Origin of the sequence: Acinetobacter sp. TR11, assembly GCF_027105035.1 — a bacterium.
GTDB lineage: Bacteria > Pseudomonadota > Gammaproteobacteria > Pseudomonadales > Moraxellaceae > Acinetobacter.
Genome location: NZ_CP114256.1, coordinates 2,655,822 through 2,679,418, shown reverse-complemented (window position 1 = coordinate 2,679,418; position 23,597 = coordinate 2,655,822). Strand labels below are relative to the sequence as shown.

The window sequence follows — 23,597 nt, the reverse complement described above, 5'->3', positions numbered from 1 at the left end:
TATGAGAATTACAGCTTTATAGCTGTGTTTGGAAAATTAACTTTGTTAATATGTTGAGATGTTAACTTGTTAGATTTAATAATAGTCCATTTGGACTATTTTAACATAGTGGTAATAGACTAAATGGATATAGAAAATAACGATAGTATCGGCTCTCGTTTAGGAAAAGAGCGATTGAGGTTCGGGTTCACACAATTAGAATTGGCTGAAAAACTCGATTTAGACAAACAAACGGTTTATCGTTATGAAAACGATAAAAGAATGATGAAAATTGATGACTTACAAAAATTGCTCGGACTAGGTTTTGATGTGATTTTTATATTGTCTGGGAAGAACAGTGATTCAGCTAACCATTTAACACAACGAGATAAAGACTGGCTGGCGTTATATAAGCAAACTAACGTCAACCAGCGCGAAGCGCTGTTTACGATGGCGCAGAGTTTCGCTTCCTCATTTCCTTCTGATATTGCTGATTAATATTCTCAACTTGCTGTAAAAGGTTTTGGAATGTCGATGCCAATGCACGGGAGCTAGTCGTTAGCTGACCATTTGCATCTTCAGTAAGATCCACCAATAAATTTAACTGACCCACAAGTTGGCTTAGTTGTAAATCGATGTCCATTGTTACCCCTTAATTCAAATCTGAAAAACCGTTATGTATGAGGTCGGTAAGGGCATGATGTAGCTGCCAGCTTAATTCTGAATTGCTCATAACAAGGATCGCTTGCACTGAACTTAGGCTTAAAAGTACGTTTTTATCCGTGAACTGGTAGTCAGTATCAATGCGTAAATGTGATTCTTTTATGCTCATACAGAATTGTTTGTATGTTATATCGCACTGTAACATTATGTAAAGATTTCTAGCTGTCATTCCAATTCTTCGTTTTGAATCATTTGCAAACCTAAATCTAGTAAGTTTTCCTTTAAAAACATTGAATTGAATCTTATTAATATCATTTTTCATTGTTTATCATCCATAAATATAATTTTTAATTGTTCAGGCGTATGCCAGTACGCTGGCGTTATGCTGCCTTGTCGCACGTAATAGATTTGTCGAATTACATTAGCAGAATGCTTTATCCATTGCTTAATCCGTGGGTCATCTAAAGCGATATCTAGCTTTGCTTGTCGTAGTGATTTATAGAAACGTTGGTATTCGAGTGGGTAGTGCAATAGATCTGCTTCAGCAGCTGGAGCATGTTGTGGTTGAGCAGCTCCAGTGATGGTTTTTTCAGGTGTTATTGGTGCTGGAAGTGGCTCTTTGGCAACTTTGGCTGGTGGTTGCTTTGGTATGTCTTCAGTTACTTGTGGTGCAAAAATTTGCTGAAGCTTTTTATAGTCGATGCTGTAATAGTTGGTACGTGTCCACTTACAGTCATTTAGTTTTTGAATAATCAGAATGCCTTCCACTTCAAGCTTTTTAATGACTCTTTTAATCGTAGAAACACTATAAAAGCCGATGCATTTCACCCATTCATCTAGGGTGTGATACCAATATTTTTTCTTGTTGTGTTCGACTTTAGCTTGATTGAGCAAGATGTAATGAAGCTTTTGAATAAAGGTCGCTGCTGCCATGCCATACGCTTTTGCAAGCGTAGGCGAGGCAATCATATTGAACTCATTTTCTATTTCTAGAAGTAAGTTATTTTTAGCCATGAGCAGACCCTTATACTTTTAAAAGGATAAGTGCCGTGAATACGAAGGCTAGAAAACCCAATGTATCTAATAATTTTTTTCGATTGAGAAGTTGCTTCTGGCGAAGCTGATAGGCGACTGGATCGTGTACTGGTGTGTGTTCGATAATTTGAGATTGAGACGTGCGTGTGTTCGCACCAAGAGAACGTATGTTCATAGCTTTGTCCTGTTTGACAAGTTTTTAAACCTGACACCACCACTTTCCACAATGATGGTGACAGACTGAATAGGGGTGGAAATTTACCGTACAAACAGTTACGGCTGCTCCGAAGAGCACCCTATTCAGCCTGCCAAAAAAGGCATAAGCCGAATTCTACGCAAAAAAATAGCCCAATGGCGGACTTTTATGCGCCTGTTTGTAATTTTCAGGTTTCCACGCCTGCACTTAACCTTTTTTGTTAAGCTGTTAACAATGTAACTTTGTTGAGTTGTTAAGTCAATAACAAGATGAGAGAATATAAAAACAATAAAATTTAGTATTTTTATTAATAGGTTAAAGAAAATGAATAGATTAATTTTTCCAGTTTTTTGCATTTTTTTGTTTATTGGTTGTTCAGATCAGTCCAATCCTCAAGTCAATGCTGAGCAGTTTTCTGATGAAAATACAAAAGTTACTCAACATGATGGCGTTATTGAAGTATCACCAATTGAAAATAAAGAAGAGTCATTTAAACAGGTTGATATACATAGCGATAAGGAAATTATTAATAGTGCTGGAGTTCCAGTGCTTAAAACTATAGACAGCACAGATTCAAATAATAAGCCTAAAAAGATTTATAAATTTGCAGATTTCGGTACTCAATTAGAATTGAGCAAAGATGAGATTATCATTGGCTGGATTGTTGCAAATGATACCGAGTCAGCAAAGGTTAAAAGTGCTGAGAGCGTCAGAATTGCCCAGCGTCTAGCTAATTCATTGCTTGGTGATGAAGCTGTTCAATTGGTTGATAAGGTCACAGCTGGCGGTGATGGTGAAACTGTGACGCTGAAAGGCTATAGAGCATCGGTGTCAAATTGTATCGGTGGTATGTGTGTATTGAAAATAGATCGTTGATTAGATGGTATTAAAAGCACTTATTTAAGTGCTTTTTTTATTTTTTAAATTTATATATTTCGAGACTAATATATTTATTATTCTATTCATTATTTCTATTATAGAAGAAAAGTTCTTTTTGACTCATTTGATCAGTTCACTATGATCTCATTGATCGTTTCATAATGAGCTAATGATATAAAACAATTACTTAACAAAAAAGGGAATCAGTTATGATTCCCTTTTCTATGTTCTACATAAAGCTTTATAGCTGCTTCAATTAAGTCACCTTGTGACATATCAAACTCTTTTGAATACTTACTTATATCATCAATAAGTGTCTCCTTGAGTTTGTAGCCTTTGGGTTTTAGACCTCGTTTTGTATCACTTTCTTTCTGTAATTGCGTAGGAGTTTTAGCCATATATACCTCTGTTGCTTCGTACCAAATAATGTTCTAAAATTGATTTAACTTGGAGAGGCTAGGTAGCTGTAACTACCTAACCCGTTCTCTTAGTTAGCTGATCTGCTGATCAACACTAAGAGGATGATGATGATGATTTTTACTAAAGTTCCCATCTCATCTCTCCAAGAGTTACTAGCATCTAAGACTGCTAGGTTGTCTATCAAGTACCTCACTTGATAATCATATTATAGGTGCACCTATAATAAAATGCAAGATTTATTTTGAAAAAAGCTCATATTTATATGGGCTTTTTTTATTAATTTTTTTATAGAAAAATATAATAATTCGCTTGCTTTCGTTCGCACACAGAGCGAATATGTGTTCACGGTAAGCAATAACGCAAACCTTTGAAAATTAACCAAAAACGCCTAGATGCGTAGGGAATTTTAGAATGTCAGTATTACGTGAATTAATCGAAATCAAAAACGAAATTGACTCAGCTTTAAGTGATTTAAATGATATATCTGATGATATAACTGAGGAGCTTGTAGGCTCAATATCATTTTTAGATGAAGCTCAGCACGCATTTAAACGAATGATTAAAGAGAAACGAGTTGAAGTAGAAAATGCTGTAAGTATCTTAGATAGATTATTAGATTTAGGAGATAACACATATTATTCAGAATGGAATGATCTTATTAAGCAAGTTGAGCGAGATAAGGAAACATTAAATGATATAATAGATATATAAAATAAAACCCCGAAAGGGGTTTTTTATTATCATTTATTTTAAATAGAGCTTGCTTTCAATCTTGAATGGAGCGAATATGTGTTCACGGTAAGCAATAGTGCAAGCCTTTGAAAATCAACCAAAAACGCCTAGATGCGTAGGAGATTTAAGATGTTAAATAACTTAGAAAAAATTTATGATCAGTTAGATAATTTAATGGAGATCAGAGATAAGTTTAAAAAACTTAACGATGAATCAAAAAATATTATTCCAGAGTTAAATAACTTGTTTGAAGATGCCGTAATTGCAACAGATATTGATTGTAGAGAAGCGAAAGAAGGAGTTTGTGCTTTGCAAAGTATATTAAGAGAAGTTCAAAACATGAATTCAGGCTATCAGAATAGTGAAATTAAAAAATTAGTTAAAGTGGCTGATGAGTATTTTAGAAATAATAAAGAGTATTAAATAAAACCCCGAAAGGGGTTTTTTATTATCATTTATTTTAAATAGAACTTGCTTTTGTTCACGTACAGAGCGAATATGTGTTCACGGTAAGCAATAATGCAAAGCCTTGTAAATCAACCAAAAACGCCTAGATGCGTAGGAGATTTAAGATGTCAGAATCAACTATTATTGTTAAAAATCAAGTTAAACGTATTAATGATAAACTAGAAGATATTAAAAAATTAGTTAGTGAAATTGAAGAATGCGAGCATCACTGTAAAGCTCACGAAATTTGTTTTACACATGTTAATAATGAGCTAATCAAGATTATTCAGTTTTTAGACCAATAGATTAATTTAGAAATAACCCACGGAAGTGGGTTTTTTGCGTTCCGTACTGGAGAGTTTTATGAAAGATGAAAAAGTGATTTTAAATAAACGTATTCAAGTCTATCTTAGCGATGAATCTAGAGCAGCTCTCATACGATTGATGGGGCAATCTGGTCGACCTAGTGAGACCATCAACCAACTAATTATTGATGCTGATAAGCTTGAGCAAAGCAAAGCTAAAACTTAAACGCTGGCTTCAAGTTCAAGGTCAGTTTTGAATCCACTTGAGCTGTAATCATGTGTTGCTTTAGAAACGATCCATTTAAGCTGATCTATCTGTTTTTTGAAACCAAGTAAAGTAACAGGGGTTTCAGTTGAAACTTCTGGAATACCGTATGCTGTATTGAAAGTAAATTTTGCTTTCTGGCGTTGTTTCTTTGACATTTCTGCGTCAGCTGCTCGCTGTGCTTCATCTTTCGATGCAAATGTTCCTTTTAATACTTTTGTCTTTGTATTTGCATCATCACCACCGCCTTTCACTTCTGGATTTCCTGAAGTGACTCGTTTTTTTGTTGCTTTTCCATGATCTGTATAACGTGCTGAAACGCCTGTATAGTCGCTATCTCTATCTTCCTCACTGTAATCATATTGATCACCATCATTTTTAGTGATTGTGATGCTGGGAAGTTTCTTTCCTGAAGCGGTTAGTCCTGAACCTGCTTTGAATATAAGTAGTTGTCCCTTCTTAACTGTCATTTCAGCACCATTTTGTTGTGCCAAACGTCTGAGAAAGTTCAAGTCTGATTCATTGGTTTGATCAATGTGCTGAATGTTAATTTTTGCAAGCTCATTATTTATATTGAGTTTGAGATTATTTGCACTAGCAATACTTTTTGCAATTTCACCTAATTTTTTTTGATGAAATGATTTGCTTTTTTCAGTCTTGATGTTGCTTTTAAAATTTGCTGCTGAAGCTCGAATAGTCAGTGTATCAGCAGGCCCACCCCAGCCACATTCATCAACAATAAAATCGCCTTTGTCATGCATGGAATGTCCACGCCACCCGAATTTACAGTTGATTTTTACCCCTCGTTTTGGAAAGTCTAATGCGCCATCACTGTCATCGAGTGATATTTCTAACTGATCTGCTTCATCCGCACGATTATCTGTGACTTTGACAGATATGATTCGAGCTGTAATAAGTGCATTTAATGGCTTGTCGTTGGCTGTTAGTATGCAGATTGGTGTTCTCATGGTTGATCATCCGTATGTGTTAGTTTGATACTGAAGTCAATTTTTCGGGAAACACCGACATCGATAAAGGTGTCTTTGTCTTCGTCAATAGAATCAATTTTGTAGACACCATAAATATAACCGCTGCCATCTATCAAAACATAACCATGACCTTGATCTGCCATCGCTGCCAATTCATCAATGCTTTGTCGTTTACCAAAGCCGTGTTCTTCATAGATTTTTCCTTTCAGCGTGACAACGTCATCACCCACACCCATAAATTGCACAGCATCTCGTCCTCTAGCGACTTGATTGCTTGCATATTTCCATTGGCGTTGACGTTGTAGTGCATCAAAGCTGAGAACGTCAGTCGTAAACAGGAATTGTCCTAATGCCATTAACATTTTTTAGTCCTTACGTTCTATCACTGAATGTTCGTCGTTGAGCAGCTGCTTGAGCACTTTGTTGTAGTTTCAGTTTTTGCTCAACGATTTGTCCGACTTGCTTCGGATCTGTTACGCCTGTGATGGTGATATTGGGTGCTGCAAAATGGTTAGTTACAGGTGCAGCAGCAGCTCCAGCAGCTTTTAGCGGTGGAATGACTTGTGCTTTTAAAGGCTTAGTCTGTGTTGTTCCAGCATTACTTGTATTTGTGGTATTAATATTCGAAATTTGTGGAATATTGATACCAGGTATTTTGTTTGCCAGTCCGATCAACAGATTGATCTTCTCAATCGCAGCTTGAATTTTTGATGTGAAGAAATTACTAAAAGCTGTTCCCCATTCTTGTAGTTTTGATTTGATTGCATCAATTGCACCAGTAAACCGTTCTTTGATTCCTGCCCACAAGTTCTGAAAGAAAGCAGAGATTGGTTGCCAATTTTTAATGATTAGGAATGCTGCAACGGCAAGCAATCCAATCGCAAGTAGAATCGGCGCAAATGGTGCGACAAAAGCCCATGCTGCGATAGCATTGCCAATAAAAACGATTCTTAGAGCATTTAAAAAGACCAAGATGCTTTGTACTGCTGCAACGGCTGTGAGTGCTGTTTTCATTGCAATTAATGCTGCAACAACGATGCTGAGCCACATCCCCATTGTATGACCGTAGTTGTTTGCGTTATTAAGCTGCTCATTTGTTGCTTGCATCGGTGTTAGAATTTCATTGATGACACCTTTGAATGTTGTAAATGCTTCACTGAGCCAGTTTACAAGTGTTTGCAATGGAGTAAATTTTGCTTTCAAAGTCTCCCAAAAATCAGAAATGATTTGCTGCGTTGTTGCAAAACCATCTTGAAAGCCTTGTACAAAACCTGTGATGAATGCACCAATAGGCTGTCTAAATTGATAGATCAGACGTATTACAATCGCTAGTCCAGCAATCCAAAGTGTGAATGGATTTGTTAAAAGCGACATGACGAGTAATCGAATTGCAACACCAAGTAATGGAAATGCACTGCGAATTAAAATAAAAATATGACGTGTTAGGTATTTGATTGCTGTCCAGTAAGCTCTGAACTTTGTTGGTAATTTCACACCAAATTTATCTGCAATTGCATTCAACACAAAGAATGCAACACCCAGTTTGGTGATGCCTAGAATGATTGCAAATATTCCACTAAACATTAAACTGAATGTGTAGCTTATTCCCATTGTTGCTAATTTTAGAATAATTAGCTTTTTGATAATGTTGGCAATCTGCCTGATTAATTCAGGATTTGCTTTAGCCCATGTGCTAACTTTTTCTGCAATTTCACTAATACGATTGACCACTTCTTTGATGTCTGGAGCGATGGCTTCAACAATAGATACCATTGCATTTGTGCCAGCACCTTTGGCTTGATCCCATAGATTTGTCAGTGTACTTAACTGTGCATTGATACGAGTCTGCAAGTTAGCCTGACGTTTCATCTTTGCAATAGTGTCGTTATAACCAGCCTGTCCTTTGTCAATCAACAAGTTCAGAATTTGGATATTTTCTGCATCATTACCAAAAATATCAGAGATGATCGGTAGTCTGTCTTGGGTTGAGAAATTCTTTAATTTCTCCAACTCTTTGAACATTTTGTCGAGACCGCCAAATTCACCTTTGCCATCACTAAAATCCATTTTTAGTTTTGTGCCAGCGAGTGCTTTGTCGATTTTTCCCTGATCAAGCATGGCTTTGAATGTTTTACTAAGGGCATTTCCAGCACTACTTAAATCTGACATACCACTTTGATCTGCCATGACTAAAAGCGGTGCCATTGCATTTGCACCCTCTAAACCAAGTTGCTTGATGGTTTTCATGCCAGCTCCTAACTTAGCAAAACCACCTAACATATTGCTTGGATCGACACCTAAGTATGATGTGCGCTGGATTGTATCCATTAAACTGAGCATGTCTTTTTCGGCAGTTTGTGTTGCATCTTGCATTTTTGCTGCAAATTCGGCTGCTTGATCGAATGGCATTTTGAGAAGTACTGCTAAATTACCAGCTGCTTCTCCAGTCCCTCCCAGAATTGATTTAAAGCTAATACCTTGTTGGACTAGCGTTGCCATCATCAATTGGAAATCGGCATTAGTGCCTGGTAATCGTGATCCGAGTTTAGTTGCGAGTTCATTAATTTGTTTGAACTCGGATGCAACTTGCCCACTGGTATCCATCATAGAGACTTTGAGCTTCATAGATGCATCTTCGGCATCTGCAAAGGCTTTTAATGGAATAGAAGCTGCATATCCAGCACCAATTGCACCAATTGCCATACTTTTTGCATCTTGGCGTAGAGTTGCACGATGTTCTTTTAAACTATTGTTGACCTGTTGTGTTTTCTGGTGGAGTGTAGCCAACGTTCTGGTTATACGCTGATATTCATTATTAACAAGTGTGGCTGCTGTTTTAACAAGCTGAAATTCACTGCGTTGTTGTCGCAGTGAATTGTTGTATTGATTGTTCCGACCAGAGCTCATCGTTTGATTGAGTTGCTTGATAGTATGAGTCAACTTTTCAATACTATCGTTATTGAGTTCTGATTGGTTTTGTATTTGCTTTAGTGGACGTGTAGCTTCATCCACAATTTGTAATACAGCACTTAAATTAAGTTGGCTCATGACTATCCTTAGTCTTGCTCGGCTTGTGTGCGAATCCTTGCACGTTCATGCCATTGCATTAGTTCCTGAAGGTCAAGTTGATCTACAGGAACAGGCATCCAATAAAACGTTACTGCTAAATCGGCGATTACATCGTCGACGGAAGTTGGGATTTTTGTTTTGCACTCAGCAAAAAATTTGTCACTTCCAGTGTGAGTGCTGTTAAGTCAGACACTTCGAGATTGTTAAGCTCGGTTTCATTTAGTGATGGGTGGGTGATACGTGGTAAAAGTTTAAATAGAGTGTCCACATCCCATTGCAATACAGATTGAAGGCTTAGACCTCGCAGCGTTCCAGATAGCGGTTTAATGATTGAAACAGATGTGATGATTGTGCCAGCACGGTCAATCGGTTGATCTAGTGTTACTGAACGATGATTTGGGTTTTCGATCGCTCGTGCGTTTTCGATTTGAGTTTTTGTCTTTTCCATTTTTCTATCCTTAGAAAAAAAATAAAGTAAAAGTTGGCTTGTGATTACAAGCCAAGTAAGTTTTTGAGTTGTTGACCTAAGTCATTATCGCCAAATCGTTCAATGCCATTGATGAAATCGAGTTCACAAGTAACTTGACCATCGACTTCGAGACGATAATAGCTGACTCCATATTTAATTTTATGTTCAGTTTTTTCGCCATTTTTGGTATTGCCTGGATCAAACTCATGCGCATTTCCTCGCATGTAAATCTCTACATTTTGTTTTGTGCACGTATCTTGTCGTTCGTAGATACCAACAAATCGAATCGGCAGATCTGAAGCACCACAAATCCCCAGTTGGCTATACTGAAGTGGATCGAAACCAGCGTATGTGATTTCACATTCCATTTTTTCATAGCCTAGTGTTAAGGCAACATCACCGATCATGCCAGCAGCACGGTGGTCTTCAGTTTTCTTTGTAATTTTTGGCAGTGTTACTTCTGAAGCAATACCAGCCCAAGATACTGAATTTGTAAAGACGTTAAAGTTATAAAGCGTACGTGGTAGCATTTATGCAGCCTCCTCAATGCCCGAACCAGTGATTAATTTACTGAAATCAATCATAAAACGGCCTGTAATACGTTGATTCAATTTTAAGTTCTCCAAAGGTGGAATCGGCGTGTAGTCATAGTCAATGCACAGCATTCCGTTCATTAAACTTTCAGTAGGGTTTAATGATGGATCGAACCAAACAGATCCGCCCATTAAACGACGTTCTTTACCTGTTGAGAGTCGACGTAAGAATGCATCGATTGAATCGATGATGTCTTTTGCCAAAAATGGTGTAAGCACTTGATCAATAAAAGGGAAGCATGCTTCGATGATGCTATCTTTAATCACTTGAGCTGTACGAACGAAAACTTCAAAAGCAAAATTTGGGTCTGCTGAAGGAGTACGGTTGCCCCAGAAGCGGATACCGTTATGTTGGATCATCGTCGTGATTTCATGACTATTTAGATATCCAGCATCTGTATCTGGATCTTCTAAATCCCATGTGACAACTTGGCTAATACCAGTTGGGCCGATAAGAACAACGTTTGAAATTGATTTATGCCAACCGATTGTTTTATCAAGATGGGCACGGGTTGCAGCTGCTACAGCAGCAGCATTTAGGATGCCATCTCCATAAATTGGCTTTGGTGTAACTTCAGGCATAAGCCTTCTCCTTGTTACTAATTAGATCTAAATGATCATTCCATTTGAGTACAAGTTAGCGATTTGTGCATCTGTTAGTGCATAGTCGAAAACTGACATATCAGACATATAACCACGCAATCCATAGCTGCTATAGTCATTTGACATTGGGAAAAAGAAACCTTCACCAACTTGTTCTGGCGATGATTCACCATGAACTGTATTCACCACACCATTAACTGTTAGCGAGTATGTGTTTTCATCAGCATTTTTCCGCCAAACAATAAAATTAGATTTTCCAACCATTTGTCCAAAATTTTCGGAAAAAGTTTGATTCTCACTTTCTGGTGAGTGCGCTAGTAGTGGGTCATTTCCGTACGCGATCAATCTAAAGTTGTTGTAACCCATTGTTGAGTTTAATACGTATGTAACTAGCCAGTTATATTGCTTTGCACTTATTGGTTTACACCAAAATGCGATTGTACAAGACTTACCATTACCAGCTAATTTTCGAAAGGTATCGCCTGCAACTGTATCACTTACATAGCATTGAGCTGTTCCTGATGCTGAACTTAGATTAAAACCTAATCCACCTTTTGAACCTTTTCTTAAAATGTCGCCTCGATAGTTGATTAATGATGTTTTTTGAATCTCTCCATTAAGAACTGAACCTGAAGAATCATTAAGAACTGAACCTTCAGTTTCATCCATCAAGTAATAAGCGACAGGATTTAATGCAAGAACTGCTGGTGTATATAGATCCTGATCAATTGAAGCTAAACAGAATGTTAAGCTTCCATCATTATGTTCTAGGAATGTTGGGTTCTCTTCAGTATTTGCAGTAAAACTTGTAGCAGAAACAGGAACCAATTTTATTCGATGAGGAATATTATCAATATTCTGAATAGTCATGACCCCATCATAGTCACCAGTTAGCTTGCTGCCGTATTGGGTCAAAACTTGACTTAAAGCAGGACCAATACTCCCAGTCGCTACAGGTATCTCCATATCATCAACAAAAATGTTCCAGTTACCTGCGATGTAACTAAAATTCATTACGTTTGTTGCCCCCTCACAGCTTATAGCCATGGGGGGAATTACTCCCCCGAGTCTTCAACTCCAAGCAATACATTGCCACTAATTAGTTCAGGGTAAAGAATCATTAATTCACGTTCACCCAAAGAGTCACGATAAGCTACAGCTGCTTCCTTCGTTGCAAGAATGTTTCCATTTGCATCACGTGGGGTTACATAGCTAAAGCCACGCAACTTTTTATTCACTGAAATTAATGCTTGAACTACATCTGGCGTTTCGACATCTGGAGCAATGTTAATTTTTGGCGTAATGCCAAGAATAGACTTCGCTGTTAAAAGTGCTTGAATGCCTGTACGTTGACCTGAAGGCAGTGTGCTGCCAATAACTTTACTATCATCTAATGAGATTTCATCGCCATCAATTGTGAATGGATCTGGAATACGAACAACGACAACAGTTGTATTGACGATCGCTTGAAAAGTCTCAAGAGTTCGACGTAAATTCCCCTCATATCCAGCTTTTGCAATTCCAGCATTCATATTACCGAGACGAACTGGTGTATTCGCTGGGAAAAAGTCTGGATCTGCATCATCTGCAAATGCGACTAAACCGATGACTGCAGTCGCAGTCTCTTTTACATATACAAGTCCTGAACTTGGTTCATTTCCTGTTACACCGTGATGAAATGTCATATTCAATCCTTTGAACTAACAGTTAAAAATTATCGCTTAACATAAATTTTGTGTATGCCATCGATGCTTCCAGCGGGAAACGGAGAGCCATGCGTTTTGGTTACTGCCGATAAATAGTAAGCGACTTGATAAATAATGGTTTCGTTACTCGCTGCTTCGATGGTTCGCATCGAGAAAGGAATTTGAGTAACGATATTGCCTGTCGCATCAATATCACCTCGCACGACTGAAGACGTTGAAACCACATAATCACTTGGCGTTTCAATCGTCTGTTTACCGACTTCAATCGCAATCCAAAGCTCAGTGTTAGGATGATCAGCAAACAAAGCACGATGGTAATGTGGGACGTGATTTTCAGGTGTAGCAAAGGTTGTATCCGAGTTGAGTGCGATATAAAGCGCGGTGTCACCATTTAAGTATGACCACTCAGAAGCTGGGAAAGTAGAATAATCAATTGGTGTTTCTGTTGAGACAGAACCATTCTCTGATGAATTGGCTGCATTAACAGAAGACTGATATCCGACAGGGCTAAAGGTTTTCACACGATCATCAACATAAACTGAACCACGATATTCGGCATAACTATCATTCCACGGTTTACCGTGAATGCGGACTTGTGCATAGTCTCCTTTACGCAAATAAAAAATGTGTTTTACATATTCAGCGAAACTAGTGTCATGACGTTCCCAAATCAAAGTCTCAGCGATCATTACGTCATTTTTATCGAAGATGCGTAACTCTAAATAACCATCACCCTCAGGTTGACAATAAATTGCTAGGAGGAAATATCCATAAGCTCTAAAGGGTTTAAAGGTTGCCGTTTCGTCATGCACGTTCCACCAACGTATGCTTTTGTTAAACATCGAGTTGGCGCCTGATTCACCATTCCAACCAAAAACACAATTTTTATCATCAATAGCCGTGTTTGCACTGGCTGACATGGGGAGGTCTACGCCAAAAGTTGATGCTAAAAGGTATTGAGGATGTGGGTTGGCAGCAGTTGCATGCTGTAAGAGTAAACCCAATAAATAATTTATAGATTCATCAAGCACGATATCAGTTGCATATTGCGGATGTGGATCTGCTGCTGAGGTATGTAGTGTGATTTGCTCAAGTACCCAGCTCTGACTAGCCGATACTGGATTTATTGCTTGAACTAAAACTTGGCTGCCCTGGTCTGGTTGAATAACAATAATGTACTGAATCTCACCAGCTGCTCCTTCAGCTAATTGTGGTTTATAACCACCATGATAATTTCCAATATAGACAAGCTTGCCTGTTGAGTCAGTTAAACCAATTTCATGAACATTAAAACCACCAACGTTATTGCCAACAAGCACACGTACTTCAACTTTAGTACCGACTCTTTGAACACTTTGAATAGCTACTGCTGCTCGCTGGTTAATTAGAGCTGTTCGGCTTTTGTTTGAAATAGGGTCATAAGGTGAGCCATTGGCATCGCCCATGACGAAACCTGAAAGCGTAATGCTTTCAGTCGCATGGGCTTCAGCGATGAGCGATAAGCCGTAATCTGTAGGTGTTACATAATATACGGCTGCCATTTATTGCATACCTTGTGCTTTAACATCTAATTGAGCATTGAATTGGGTCGTTGTATCAGCAAAGGCAATTTCAAGCCAAATCCGCGAAAATTGACCTTCATAACCATAACTAGAAAAATCAGCATCTTGTGTTAATACGATTTGACCTTCTTTGATAATGCTTAAATTGACGACAGATGCAGAAACTTTGGTGATTGAAGCTGTATAGCCTGTACCTAAAGTTGTGATACTAGTTTGAGCACCTAATGAGCGACCACTAAATAAAATAACGCTATCATTATTTTGAAAATGAAAAATAGTTGCACTATCGTCACTCCAACTTCCGACTCGTTGACCATAGTCAGCACAAAGCATAAGTCGAGTTAAACCAACTAAAGCCAGATTAATGTCGATCGAAACTGTTTCACCGATATTTAATGTACGAGATACAAATAGTGATGGAATGGATTCAACAGGGGTTTGGTTTGGCTGTTCAATCAAACCGCCTGTGTAAGTGAGTACGCCATCGTTGAGCGTTGCATTTGTCAGTGTCCAGCCGTTACTTGGTTGATTACCATCAACGGCTAAATCAAAAAAATTAGTAGTACTCTCAAGCATTGGAATACCAAAAATCGAACCAATATTCATGATCACTGGTTTATTGGCTTCAAGATTCACCAACTTCGCTGGGTAATTTGAGTATTCAATAGAAATACTTTGATTAATCGTTGAAGCAAGAATCAATTTTAATGAATTATGTTCTTGTGAAATATTACTAATATTTGGTTTGAACTTCAGACCACTTCGCTCAAGCCCATCATTGAGTAATACAACTGTTGCAGATGCGATCGTATGATCATGTTCATTGCTTAGAACGAGATCCGTTGGATTGTGATGTACACACACAAGTGTGTGCGGTTGAAATGATCCAATTTGAACAATTTTTTCTTCAGTATTTGCAAATTGATCAATTAGAGATTGCATTGCTGTCATATTAATATTCCTTATTAATTATTGACTTGTTAATAAAACTTGTTCGCCAGTTATAACTGCACCAGCGATGATGAAATTGCCTGTTGTTTTTACATTTGCATTGACACCATAAAGATCGCGCTGCGACTTAGTTGAGTCGACTGCTGTATGGAGCTGGGCAAGTTGATCGATACTTATGATCGTGGTTTCAGAAACATTAATGACGAATGTATATGGCTGTCCTTTTGGTGTTTGTTGATGCCAAGCAACAATTTCATAATCAGAAATGACAGTATTGATTAATGCTTTTAACGATGCTCTTGTGCCACGCTGCGCATTAAAAATCTTTGCATCTTGAATGGCTTTTCGCTTTTGTTGTTCTGTCCAGTTTGGCTGCCAATACTCGACTCTGTGTTCCCATGCAAGCCACGGCAAATGTGATTCTGGGCAATCGCTGAAGCGATTTAGCTCAATAAATGGAACAGCTAATGTTTCAACTCGAGCAGAACTGTATTCAAGGCTTTTTTCAAGCTTGGTCGAATTCGGTGGCAGTAAGCTAGACATCTCTAAACTCCGCTGCTTGGATATTTCGACTTACACAACGCCCATAACGGCTATTTGGAATGACAATATCCTGAAGAGGGGAGTCTAAAATTACTCGTTGAACACCAGCTTGATGTAGTGCCCCATAAATTCCGCTGCGTGTCACATCGAAGCCGTTATAGCTGACTTGCTCTAGATATTTATTGAGCTGCTTATTTGACTCAGCTAGTACAACAGCAGAGTCTGGACCCGAAAATAAAACGAGTGTCGCATTGATACTGAAGTCGAATGGCTCAGATGCTTTTACTAAAACTTCATCTGTTGCTGGTCGTTTTGTTTCTGGATCTAATGCAGCATCAACTTGATTTAACAAGGCTTGCGGTGCAATTACAGATGAATGACTTTGTACCCAAACTTCGACTTGACCAGCATTGTTTGTAATTAAGCTGATATCTCTTACATCACCATCCGCAGAAAGGGCCCAGTATTGATATGCGCCTGTTGATCCAGCAGCAGCTCGTTCTGGTGCTAATTGCACACGACGACGAAGCGCATCATCTGATTCATAAATAGCTTCGGTGGGAGGTACAACATTTGAATTTGCTGGCTGTATAAGTAGACGATAGACATCGCGATTAGCAGCCAAATGATCCAAATCAGAACCAACCGCATAAGCAAGTGTAAGTGCTTTTGCTTTTGAATTAATTTCATGTGTTTTCAGTAAAATACGATATGCGAACGTTTCAAGCAGCTTCACCACTGGTTCACTTTCAAGATTGATCGTTTCAGCCATTGCTGGATAACGTTCTAAAAAGTCAGCTTTGCATAACGCAAGTTCGGCTTCAAAATCCAAAGCTTGCAATACATTCGGGTATGGCAAATTTGATAAATCGACGCGAGTAATATTGCTCATGCAGCTGCTCTCAATTCAAAGCGATCAACATAGTTAATGACACGCTGATTAAATGTTGTTGTGCCGACGAGTTCGAGTTCCCAAATACCCACATCTTCAAACTTTATAATTTGAATTTTAGAAATTTTTACTCTTGGTTCAAATCGAATCAAAGCTGTAGCCGTTGCACTAAACAAACGAACCTTTGTTGCTTCATTACAGGGCTGATCAATTAAGTCTGGAACGATTGAGCCGTAATTTCGTCTGCAAATCCTTGTGCCGACGAGTGTGGTCAAAATGTCTTGAATTGATTGTCTGATGTGTAAAAGGTAGGGCGTAGCATCATCGATGCTGCGCCCTGTCGTGCGTGACATCCCTATCATTGTGGTACTCCACTAACTTCGTTACCACTACGAATTCCCGATGTTTTGTGATTTTTCAAACTGATACTGCCAGCTTTGACATCCTTGTCAGAGCTAATCTCATCCTGAGCACGTACCTTGCCTGTAAATTCAACTTCTTCAACATCGAAAGTGAGTTTTTTTAGTTTGAATGTTGCTTCCCCAGTCTGTTGATCAATCAAAAGTGAACCAGCAGGGAAGTCCACAATAATTTCATCTTCAGTACCAGATATGCCATCGTAATCAGTTGGAATTGCAATAATGGGAACTGCATTTCCTAAATTTCCTGACTCGGAAATAATGGCAAACTGCTCGCCCTTAGATGGGCATCTCCAAATTTTCAGAGCACCCCAAGCAAGCGCAGGAATTTTCACCCAGTCCGTTTGATTTTCGCCTATCTCTAAACGCATTTTTTTATTTGCAGCATCAACTTCGAGAACAGTCCCTGTACTCGCTACATTGTTTAGCAAACGTGCATTTTCGGAATCTGACATATTCAAAAATCAAAAAAAAACCCATGAAAATGATCATGGGCTTTTTGAAAAAATATTTCTAATGTCCAAAGTCCGAATAGAACGTATTCGGACTACTTAGGTGCAAAGTTGGTAATGATCAGTTCATTACCCAATTGCTCATTTGTTGAAGTCGCATTTACAGACCAGCGGATTTTCTTTTCAATGAAATAAAAGTCTGCAAAAATTTCTCTGACCTGAGGTACATCATTCAAGCTGAGAATAAATTTTCCTTCAATGTTCTTTAAAATGTCACGAAGTTTGATGAAATCATCACGACTGAAAATGTCATTACCATAATATTTTTCACACTGATAATAGGGTGGATCTAAATAAAACAGCATGTCTTTATGATCTTTTTGTAAGATCAAATGATCATATGATAGATTTTCGATCGTAACTCGTTGCAAACGCTGATGAATCGTTTGTAAAAACTCTCGAAGATCTTCTCCAAGTTTTAGATTACCTGGTCTGATCGTATGGGAGCTAAAACTTGGGTTATGAATACGTGCACCATAACAGGTTCGCAATAAATAATAAAAGCGAGCTGCTCGTTGAATGTCAGTCAGTGATTTCGATTCTTCAGATCTTGCACGTAAAAACTCATCTCGACAAATCAATTGCGTTTCAAATTCTTTCACCAAAGCATCGGGATGATATTTGAAAACACGGTATAAGTTGATTAGATCGCCATTAATATCATTAATAGTTTCACCGTAACTCGGTGTCTTCTTAAATAATACCCACGCTGCTCCAGCGAAAACTTCGCAATAATATCGATGTTCGGGCATAAGTTCGATAATGGTACGAGCCAATTGTGATTTACCGCCAAGCCAGCCACTGAATGAGCGTCCAGATGGGTTATAAGTGACATTGCTTTCGTTCTGGTTGTTTACCTTTGCTGCTGACATTTACTGTCTCCGTTTGCAGCTCTTGGCTGTCTGACCTGACGCTCGAGGCGTTCCAGTGATTTAGCACCTTACATCGAGGGCATTTAATAATAATTGTTATAGGTTTATCTTCAACTTGTGCGAGTAGTCTTCCGCATGTGCATCTAAAATCTCGCATTATTTTTTACTCATAAAATCAAGGATAGTGGTTTTGATCCAGCTCACGTCATCATCACTGAAACCAACAAGTTCTCGTTTTGCGTAAGCTACAGGTTTTGCAATCGGTGATGGTCGTCGAGTGAGTGCGTACTGGTGGATTCGTGCAATCTTGGCAGTACGGTGTGCAAAACCAACTGCTGCATGATCTTTTGAATAATCTGTTTTTATATATGCATTGATTCGCTGGAACATAGCTCCAGTTCTGCGGATATTCCCGATCTGATCACGTTTACGAGGAATGAATTTTGTACCATCTGGATTTTGTTGTTGTTTTATACGGTCACGCATACGTGTTCGTAAGCCTTGTGCTATGACTCGCATCAGCATTCGCATTTCTGTTGAGCTGAGGGATAATGCAAGACTATCTAACCAATGGTTTAAGGCTGAAAAATTCATTTTTCCACAAATCCATGCTGATCATCCCAAACAGGTGTTGGGCATATTGAATATGTTTCTGGTGTTACGTTTAATTTCTCTCTTTGCGGAAAGTCAATTTCAAGATCGAATGTGTTTGTATCAATAACTTCGCTGCTGAAACTTAGTTCAATTTCATTTATTTGGGTTGTATCAAGGTGTCGATTGTTTTCTCTGAGCCAGTTTTTAATTAAGGCAAGTATGAGAATTGGATCTATACGACAATCAAGAAATAATAGCCGAGCTGTATAGTTTAAATAGCCACCAACATAGCTGCCGTTGATAATAAAAATATGTATTTTATCGTCAGTCAAAATAGGCTGTTTGTCTGTAATATAACTTTTTAGCTCGGCTAGTTTTTTCATGCGTCATATCCTTAAATGACTACACGATTGGCAATCCAACCGAAAAAGAATTGTTCTTGGGATGGATTGCGTTCACAGATTTCAATGTAGCGGTTACCTTGCAAAATATTCAGAACTTTGCAGATCGTAGCTGTACCTTCTGTACCACGTTTATTTAAGTAGGTGCGTAATGCAGCCAGAGTCGCTTCACCATAAATTCCATCAATGGTCAAATCAGCCCATCCGCCTTTACCTTGATTATTTAAAAGATTGAGCGCACGTTGTAACAATGGCTTTGCAAAGCCAACGCCACAATTTACACCTGTATCTAACAATTCTTCAGCCACTTCTGGTGAAATATTATTGATTTGATCAAATCGTGGATTGAGCCAATAAATTTTTTTATAGATCTGTTCAGCAAGAGTACGTGGTAAATCTTGCATAGATCCTTTATAGCCGAATGAACGAGCGACTGATTCTGTAATACCGTATTTTGTAGCACCACCACGATCTGCTGGATTATTGACATAACCACCTTCACGATCAATCAAATCTGCGAGAAGCTTATCTATATTCATGACTCATCCTTGTCATTTTGATAATTTGATCCAAAAGTCTGATCATATTTTTCAGAAAACTTCTGATCGACCCATTTTGTGCCTTTAAATCCGATGACACCGCCTAAAAAAATGCCAACTTCATTGGGCAAATTTATCCAGGATAAACTGCTTGAAATCGCAATCGTCAGAAGTCCACAAATAATGGCTTCCAGCCAATCGACCTTTCCATATTTTTTTGCTGTACGAAAAACTGCGATAAGTACAGTCAAAATAAAGCTGGCAAAGATCCACCAGTAACTCATGAGAATGGTATACAACCACTCAAAAAATGTTTGGTTTTTCCACGGCATAGATATTCCTTTATCTAGTCCCAAAGTTTTAGGGTTTCGTTCGTTGCTGCCTTGATATAGTCGGGCAATAAGACTTGTTGATGGGTTGCTAAAATTACATGGTGTAAACGTGGATTGAGTTCCATGATTTCAGGTAAATAGAGTGCAGATTTATCGCCATATTCACGATATGCAACAGTATCAAGTGTGTCGTTCTGCATTGCTTTGACGATCCGTGTCATAGCAATCTCACTCGGTTACGTTTGCGATTTGTCAAATCAGCAATCGCATAATTCACATTGCGACGAAGACTCGTTACCTTATCCAGACCATTTTCGCCACGTATTTGACCTGTAGAACTTGTATCAAAGTCTTTATTATCTTCAGCGATCACAGCAGCAGCTTCATTACAAACAGCACGTTTATAAAATCGTGTTTGGTCTACAGTTAAAGGTGCAACGAGGTAATGTTTACCGATTAATTGGTTATTGACCGTGTCCATTGCAGCTTCGATGTTTGAAGCTAATAATTCATTGCCTTTTGATGCATCTAGACGTACTTCGCTGAGTAGTTCAGTCACACTAATGCTTGGATAGCCTTCACGTGGGTTTTGAACTACGGTTTCAGACAATGAATTATTGAGCAGCATAGTTCACCTATTCGCTTGAAGTTGGTGAGCTATCAGATGATGAACCATCTGTTGAATGCGTATCCATAACATTGGGAGCGGTGGACACAGGAGTCGTCGCATCAACCGAAGTTGTTGTTACGTCCTGTGAGTCGCTCGGTTTGTCGTGGGACGACTCGGTTGTATTACGTTTAAGTAGACGCTCCAGTTGTTCGATATTTTTCTTAACACCTGATTTGTCATGCAAACGTAATGCATTTTTAAATGCTTCTAAAGCTTCGGCTGGTCGAGATTCTGAAATGGCTAGACCAAATGCTTTGTAAATTTTGGCATGTGCTTCATTTACAATATCTTCACCACGAACCAGCTCAGTAATGGATTCTAGAACTGATGCATTTTCTACGCCAAGCTCTACATCTTTAATGCAAGCTTCAGCGACATTTTCTGCAAGTACTTCAGCGACGGTGCGTTTGAATTTTTCAGGCATAACCATGCCATTCAAAATTCCATGCTGACCAATTTGAAGTGCTAGTTTGAAATTGTCAGTATCAATAGCCCATGCCATTAAATACATCAATGCAGTATTTTGCTCGGCTGGTGATTGAGCCAGTGAAGCATCAATAAAACCCTGAAATTCAGGAAGCCACAGCTTCTTGAATTCCACTTTTTTATCAACAGCACGAATATTGCTAAGTTGATCTAAATAGCTTTGCAATCGAAGTTCAATATTCTGTTCAATAATTGAAACAGAGCCATCCGTATTCTGCTGAACAAGTGATTCAACAGTTTGATCAGAACCTGAAGCGAGATCCACGGCAATTTGCTGTTGAGATTTTTTAAAAAGATGTGAAGGACGTTGAGCTTCACGTTCTCGCTGAGCTTTCAACACCAATTGTTTTTCACGGTGTTGGCGCATATTCAAACCAATATCACGACCCATTAGGCTTGTACCTCAATATTTTCTAACAATACGCAGAGGTCGTAATCTTCAACGACATAATCTTCATTAATCGATTGATAGTCGACATCACGATCCCAAGCTGGTTCTACAACAATGCTACGCACCAATGTTCCTGATTGGAGGTAAATAGATAAATTCTTTAATGTTGTGATAAAGATGGTATTTTCAGGAAATTGCGGTGGTAAAACTGGTTGCAAGGTACCCAAAATTTGATTTGCGTAAATTGTACGTGCAGCAATTTGTTCTGTAGGATCTTGTGTGCGATCGAGAAGAGGTAAGTATTTCTCAGCAATAACACCACTACCAGTAATCGCGACTAAATCTTTGCGTCGACGATATTGAGGTGCAATAAACGTTTGAATGGCAGTTTCAACTAAGCCATCTAATGTCTTGTATTCACCATTTGGACCGACAGTAATTTTATGACCACCATTCCCATCTGGCGTGATACCTGAATAAACTTGTTCAGGAGCAACTTCACGGATGCGTTGCAACCAACCACGTTTTACATCCTGTAAGAGTGGAAAAGCTTCACGATCTGAATTGGCTGCTCGATAAATACCATTAAAGCCGATAGTAATCTTGTCTAGAGCAATCGCATTTGTGACCATTACAGCAAGATTCTTTTTAAATTCGGGACGGTGGCGCCATGCATTTAGTAGTGACCATTTATACGCAACATCATAGTTCGTTTGCGTACACAAATAAGAATCTAGATGTTTTGTTTCACCAACAGAAATTGGACGTCGAGGTCCTGTTCGAGTATCGGTTGTGCTTGCAATGGTTGTACCAACGCCCATTCCAATTTTTTCACCAGCTTGATTATCGACTGGATAAATATTGATTTGACGAAGGAAGTCATCGCTTTCTTGATAAGCTGCAATGATGCGTTGTTCAACAGCAGGGATAACCGTGAAATTTTCACGAACATTCGGAACGCCATTTAAACCAGCAATATCATTTTGATATTGAGTGAATATTGCTTTCGTTAATGCGTTTAATACAACTCGTGCCATGTTAATTAAGTCCTTTTATTTCATTGCGTTTGTTACTAATTTTCATCCTGAAAAGTTAGTAAGGTGTAGCACCACCTTGAACATTACCTGGTGCAGGAGGAGGTGTATTGACTGGCGTTGTTGAAAGCGTTTGTAACGACTGTTGCAGGGTATTGAGCTGTTGTTGTAATGGTTGTAATGCTTGATTAAATGCATCAGCTGGATTAGAAAAATTTTGAGGTTCTGGTGGTGTTGATGGCGGAACAGCTGGAGCTGGAGCAGGACTTGGAACAGTTGCTGGGGGTTGCGCAGTATGGGTAGAAAGACCATCTAGTTTTTGCGTAATTTCGACTTTAAATTCTGCAAACCCATTAGCAAGATCTGTAACTGCCTTTAATGCAACAAGAACACCTTGAGCAACTGTATCATCTTGTGTTTCAACTGGTTTCGGTTTAGGCGACATCAGTTCCTTAATTTGCTGCAAGAGTCCTTTATTTTCATCTTGCGTATTTTGTTCACTCATGAAGATTTCCTTATCTGGTGAGGTTTTTACGACATTTTTGTTTGCTGAAAATTTGATTGCTTCAGTATTGAGACAGTTAGGATCATCCGTAAGTCCTAAACCAACTTGATACGCTTTGCCAGAATTAGCAAAGTTTCGATAGAACTCGATTGATGGGTAAATTTTCTGACCAGCTTTGTTCAGTGAAATAAGATTCGGGAGAGCTGAAATTGTGTTGTATAAACACATCAATCCGTTCTCTTCAACTGCTTCCACGCTGATGATGTCACCGTAAGCATTAAAAGGAGGTTCTGGAGACCAACCTTTAATATGCTCAACATTGATGCGCCCACCGTAGTATTCAATATTGTAGGTTGATGCCATTTCAAGTAATTCTTGGCGTTCTAAAGGGCGACCATCAACGGTTTGTCCTTCTCTTGCAACTCTGAAACGTTTTTCAACACGGCCTTCGCCTGGTAAAGCAGTCATCTTTACTCCATTAAATTCTGAGTGCTTTGAATAGGCTTTAAGTTTGATGTTTTGGTGAAAGGCTTTGCAAATGTCA

37 protein-coding genes are annotated in these 23,597 nt (G+C 38.6%); 6 read left to right on the top strand and 31 right to left on the bottom strand.

Annotation, left to right across the window (positions count from 1 at the left end; all coding sequences use genetic code 11):
- The first annotated feature begins 123 nt into the window (after positions 1-123).
- On the top strand, positions 124-477 hold the full coding sequence (locus tag O1450_RS12900; protein WP_269228758.1) for a helix-turn-helix domain-containing protein: 354 nt from the start codon (positions 124-126) through the stop codon (positions 475-477).
- Here the strand turns inward: O1450_RS12900 and O1450_RS12895 are convergent.
- The 4 genes from O1450_RS12895 to O1450_RS12880 are packed head-to-tail and all read right to left on the bottom strand — an operon-like array spanning position 425 to position 1,852.
- On the bottom strand, positions 425-622 hold the full coding sequence (locus tag O1450_RS12895; RefSeq protein ID WP_269228757.1) for a hypothetical protein: 198 nt from the start codon (positions 620-622) through the stop codon (positions 425-427). The genes O1450_RS12900 and O1450_RS12895 overlap by 53 nt on opposite strands.
- 9 nt (positions 623-631) lie before the next feature.
- The gene (locus O1450_RS12890) at positions 632-964 is read right to left on the bottom strand and encodes a hypothetical protein (protein ID WP_269228756.1); all 333 of its coding nucleotides are present in this window, start codon (positions 962-964) and stop codon (positions 632-634) included.
- Positions 961-1,656: a hypothetical protein gene (locus O1450_RS12885; protein WP_269228755.1), complete on the bottom strand. Its 696-nt coding sequence runs from the start codon at positions 1,654-1,656 to the stop codon at positions 961-963. The genes O1450_RS12890 and O1450_RS12885 overlap by 4 nt, the downstream gene beginning before the upstream one ends.
- 10 nt (positions 1,657-1,666) lie before the next feature.
- Positions 1,667-1,852: a hypothetical protein gene (locus O1450_RS12880; RefSeq protein ID WP_269228754.1), complete on the bottom strand. Its 186-nt coding sequence runs from the start codon at positions 1,850-1,852 to the stop codon at positions 1,667-1,669.
- Between the two features lie 345 nt (positions 1,853-2,197).
- On the opposite strand from O1450_RS12880, the gene O1450_RS12875 reads away from it, so the two are divergent.
- Positions 2,198-2,749 carry a hypothetical protein gene (locus tag O1450_RS12875; protein WP_269228753.1) on the top strand — a complete coding sequence of 184 codons (552 nt, stop codon included), beginning with the start codon at positions 2,198-2,200 and terminating at the stop codon, positions 2,747-2,749.
- A 206-nt stretch (positions 2,750-2,955) separates the two neighbouring features.
- On the opposite strand, the gene O1450_RS12870 is transcribed toward O1450_RS12875, so the two are convergent.
- On the bottom strand, positions 2,956-3,150 hold the full coding sequence (locus O1450_RS12870) for a hypothetical protein (RefSeq protein WP_269228752.1): 195 nt from the start codon (positions 3,148-3,150) through the stop codon (positions 2,956-2,958).
- Positions 3,151-3,583: 433 nt separating this feature from the next.
- On the opposite strand from O1450_RS12870, the gene O1450_RS12865 reads away from it, so the two are divergent.
- From O1450_RS12865 to O1450_RS12850, 4 genes are all read left to right on the top strand, one after another.
- Complete coding sequence (locus O1450_RS12865) at positions 3,584-3,883, top strand: hypothetical protein (protein ID WP_269228751.1); 300 nt, start codon at positions 3,584-3,586, stop codon at positions 3,881-3,883.
- Positions 3,884-4,033: 150 nt separating this feature from the next.
- A complete protein-coding gene (locus O1450_RS12860) occupies positions 4,034-4,327 on the top strand; it encodes a hypothetical protein (protein WP_269228750.1) in 294 nt (97 codons plus the stop codon).
- Positions 4,328-4,476: 149 nt separating this feature from the next.
- A complete protein-coding gene (locus O1450_RS12855; RefSeq protein WP_269228749.1) occupies positions 4,477-4,656 on the top strand; it encodes a hypothetical protein in 180 nt (59 codons plus the stop codon).
- A 58-nt stretch (positions 4,657-4,714) separates the two neighbouring features.
- Positions 4,715-4,882 carry a hypothetical protein gene (locus O1450_RS12850; RefSeq protein ID WP_269228748.1) on the top strand — a complete coding sequence of 56 codons (168 nt, stop codon included), beginning with the start codon at positions 4,715-4,717 and terminating at the stop codon, positions 4,880-4,882.
- On the opposite strand, the gene O1450_RS12845 is transcribed toward O1450_RS12850, so the two are convergent.
- From O1450_RS12845 to O1450_RS12725, 26 genes are all read right to left on the bottom strand, one after another.
- On the bottom strand, positions 4,879-5,889 hold the full coding sequence (locus O1450_RS12845) for a contractile injection system protein, VgrG/Pvc8 family (RefSeq protein WP_269228747.1): 1,011 nt from the start codon (positions 5,887-5,889) through the stop codon (positions 4,879-4,881). The two genes, O1450_RS12850 and O1450_RS12845, sit on opposite strands and share 4 nt — an antisense overlap.
- Positions 5,886-6,272, bottom strand: coding sequence for a phage tail protein (locus O1450_RS12840; protein WP_269228746.1), 387 nt, complete (start codon positions 6,270-6,272; stop codon positions 5,886-5,888). Before O1450_RS12840 ends, O1450_RS12845 begins: the two co-directional genes overlap by 4 nt.
- Positions 6,273-6,282: 10 nt before the next feature.
- Positions 6,283-8,958 (bottom strand): phage tail tape measure protein, encoded by a 2,676-nt coding sequence (locus tag O1450_RS12835; protein ID WP_269228745.1) that lies wholly within the window; start codon positions 8,956-8,958, stop codon positions 6,283-6,285.
- Positions 8,959-8,966: 8 nt separating this feature from the next.
- Positions 8,967-9,056, bottom strand: a complete 90-nt coding sequence (locus tag O1450_RS12830; protein WP_269228744.1) for a GpE family phage tail protein — start codon at positions 9,054-9,056, stop codon at positions 8,967-8,969.
- Positions 9,057-9,085: 29 nt separating this feature from the next.
- The gene (locus O1450_RS12825; protein ID WP_269228743.1) at positions 9,086-9,427 is read right to left on the bottom strand and encodes a phage tail assembly protein; all 342 of its coding nucleotides are present in this window, start codon (positions 9,425-9,427) and stop codon (positions 9,086-9,088) included.
- Between the two features lie 44 nt (positions 9,428-9,471).
- Positions 9,472-9,978 (bottom strand): phage major tail tube protein, encoded by a 507-nt coding sequence (locus O1450_RS12820; RefSeq protein ID WP_269228742.1) that lies wholly within the window; start codon positions 9,976-9,978, stop codon positions 9,472-9,474.
- On the bottom strand, positions 9,979-10,623 hold the full coding sequence (locus tag O1450_RS12815) for a phage tail sheath C-terminal domain-containing protein (RefSeq protein ID WP_269228741.1): 645 nt from the start codon (positions 10,621-10,623) through the stop codon (positions 9,979-9,981).
- A 27-nt stretch (positions 10,624-10,650) separates the two neighbouring features.
- Positions 10,651-11,691: a LamG-like jellyroll fold domain-containing protein gene (locus tag O1450_RS12810; RefSeq protein ID WP_269228740.1), complete on the bottom strand. Its 1,041-nt coding sequence runs from the start codon at positions 11,689-11,691 to the stop codon at positions 10,651-10,653.
- Between the two features lie 8 nt (positions 11,692-11,699).
- Positions 11,700-12,329, bottom strand: a complete 630-nt coding sequence (locus O1450_RS12805; protein ID WP_269228739.1) for a hypothetical protein — start codon at positions 12,327-12,329, stop codon at positions 11,700-11,702.
- Between the two features lie 29 nt (positions 12,330-12,358).
- Complete coding sequence (locus O1450_RS12800; protein ID WP_269228738.1) at positions 12,359-13,891, bottom strand: phage tail-collar fiber domain-containing protein; 1,533 nt, start codon at positions 13,889-13,891, stop codon at positions 12,359-12,361.
- Complete coding sequence (locus O1450_RS12795) at positions 13,892-14,863, bottom strand: hypothetical protein (protein ID WP_269228737.1); 972 nt, start codon at positions 14,861-14,863, stop codon at positions 13,892-13,894.
- 18 nt (positions 14,864-14,881) lie between these two features.
- Entirely contained in the window at positions 14,882-15,406 is a 525-nt protein-coding gene (locus O1450_RS12790) for a phage tail protein I (protein WP_269228736.1), read from the bottom strand.
- Positions 15,399-16,298 carry a baseplate assembly protein gene (locus O1450_RS12785; protein WP_269228735.1) on the bottom strand — a complete coding sequence of 300 codons (900 nt, stop codon included), beginning with the start codon at positions 16,296-16,298 and terminating at the stop codon, positions 15,399-15,401. The genes O1450_RS12790 and O1450_RS12785 overlap by 8 nt, the downstream gene beginning before the upstream one ends.
- Positions 16,295-16,660: a GPW/gp25 family protein gene (locus tag O1450_RS12780; RefSeq protein ID WP_269228734.1), complete on the bottom strand. Its 366-nt coding sequence runs from the start codon at positions 16,658-16,660 to the stop codon at positions 16,295-16,297. Before O1450_RS12780 ends, O1450_RS12785 begins: the two co-directional genes overlap by 4 nt.
- Positions 16,657-17,172: a phage baseplate assembly protein V gene (locus O1450_RS12775; RefSeq protein WP_269228733.1), complete on the bottom strand. Its 516-nt coding sequence runs from the start codon at positions 17,170-17,172 to the stop codon at positions 16,657-16,659. The genes O1450_RS12780 and O1450_RS12775 overlap by 4 nt, the downstream gene beginning before the upstream one ends.
- Positions 17,173-17,264: 92 nt before the next feature.
- Complete coding sequence (locus tag O1450_RS12770; protein ID WP_269228732.1) at positions 17,265-18,101, bottom strand: DNA adenine methylase; 837 nt, start codon at positions 18,099-18,101, stop codon at positions 17,265-17,267.
- Positions 18,052-18,258, bottom strand: coding sequence for a Com family DNA-binding transcriptional regulator (locus O1450_RS16570; RefSeq protein ID WP_442865259.1), 207 nt, complete (start codon positions 18,256-18,258; stop codon positions 18,052-18,054). The genes O1450_RS12770 and O1450_RS16570 overlap by 50 nt, the downstream gene beginning before the upstream one ends.
- Entirely contained in the window at positions 18,258-18,695 is a 438-nt protein-coding gene (locus O1450_RS12765; protein ID WP_269228731.1) for a phage virion morphogenesis protein, read from the bottom strand. Before O1450_RS12765 ends, O1450_RS16570 begins: the two co-directional genes overlap by 1 nt.
- On the bottom strand, positions 18,692-19,078 hold the full coding sequence (locus O1450_RS12760) for a phage tail protein (protein ID WP_269228730.1): 387 nt from the start codon (positions 19,076-19,078) through the stop codon (positions 18,692-18,694). Before O1450_RS12760 ends, O1450_RS12765 begins: the two co-directional genes overlap by 4 nt.
- Positions 19,079-19,089: 11 nt before the next feature.
- Entirely contained in the window at positions 19,090-19,635 is a 546-nt protein-coding gene (locus O1450_RS12755) for a glycoside hydrolase family 108 protein (protein ID WP_269228729.1), read from the bottom strand.
- Complete coding sequence (locus O1450_RS12750) at positions 19,632-19,967, bottom strand: phage holin family protein (RefSeq protein WP_269228728.1); 336 nt, start codon at positions 19,965-19,967, stop codon at positions 19,632-19,634. The genes O1450_RS12755 and O1450_RS12750 overlap by 4 nt, the downstream gene beginning before the upstream one ends.
- A gap of 14 nt (positions 19,968-19,981) precedes the next feature.
- On the bottom strand, positions 19,982-20,188 hold the full coding sequence (locus tag O1450_RS12745) for a tail protein X (RefSeq protein ID WP_269228727.1): 207 nt from the start codon (positions 20,186-20,188) through the stop codon (positions 19,982-19,984).
- On the bottom strand, positions 20,185-20,595 hold the full coding sequence (locus O1450_RS12740; protein WP_269228726.1) for a head completion/stabilization protein: 411 nt from the start codon (positions 20,593-20,595) through the stop codon (positions 20,185-20,187). Before O1450_RS12740 ends, O1450_RS12745 begins: the two co-directional genes overlap by 4 nt.
- Before the next feature lie 7 nt (positions 20,596-20,602).
- On the bottom strand, positions 20,603-21,514 hold the full coding sequence (gene gpM, locus O1450_RS12735; protein ID WP_269228725.1) for a phage terminase small subunit: 912 nt from the start codon (positions 21,512-21,514) through the stop codon (positions 20,603-20,605).
- Positions 21,514-22,551 carry a phage major capsid protein, P2 family gene (locus O1450_RS12730; protein WP_269228724.1) on the bottom strand — a complete coding sequence of 346 codons (1,038 nt, stop codon included), beginning with the start codon at positions 22,549-22,551 and terminating at the stop codon, positions 21,514-21,516. The genes gpM and O1450_RS12730 overlap by 1 nt, the downstream gene beginning before the upstream one ends.
- Before the next feature lie 55 nt (positions 22,552-22,606).
- The gene (locus O1450_RS12725; protein WP_269228723.1) at positions 22,607-23,521 is read right to left on the bottom strand and encodes a GPO family capsid scaffolding protein; all 915 of its coding nucleotides are present in this window, start codon (positions 23,519-23,521) and stop codon (positions 22,607-22,609) included.
- Positions 23,522-23,597: the final 76 nt, after the last annotated feature.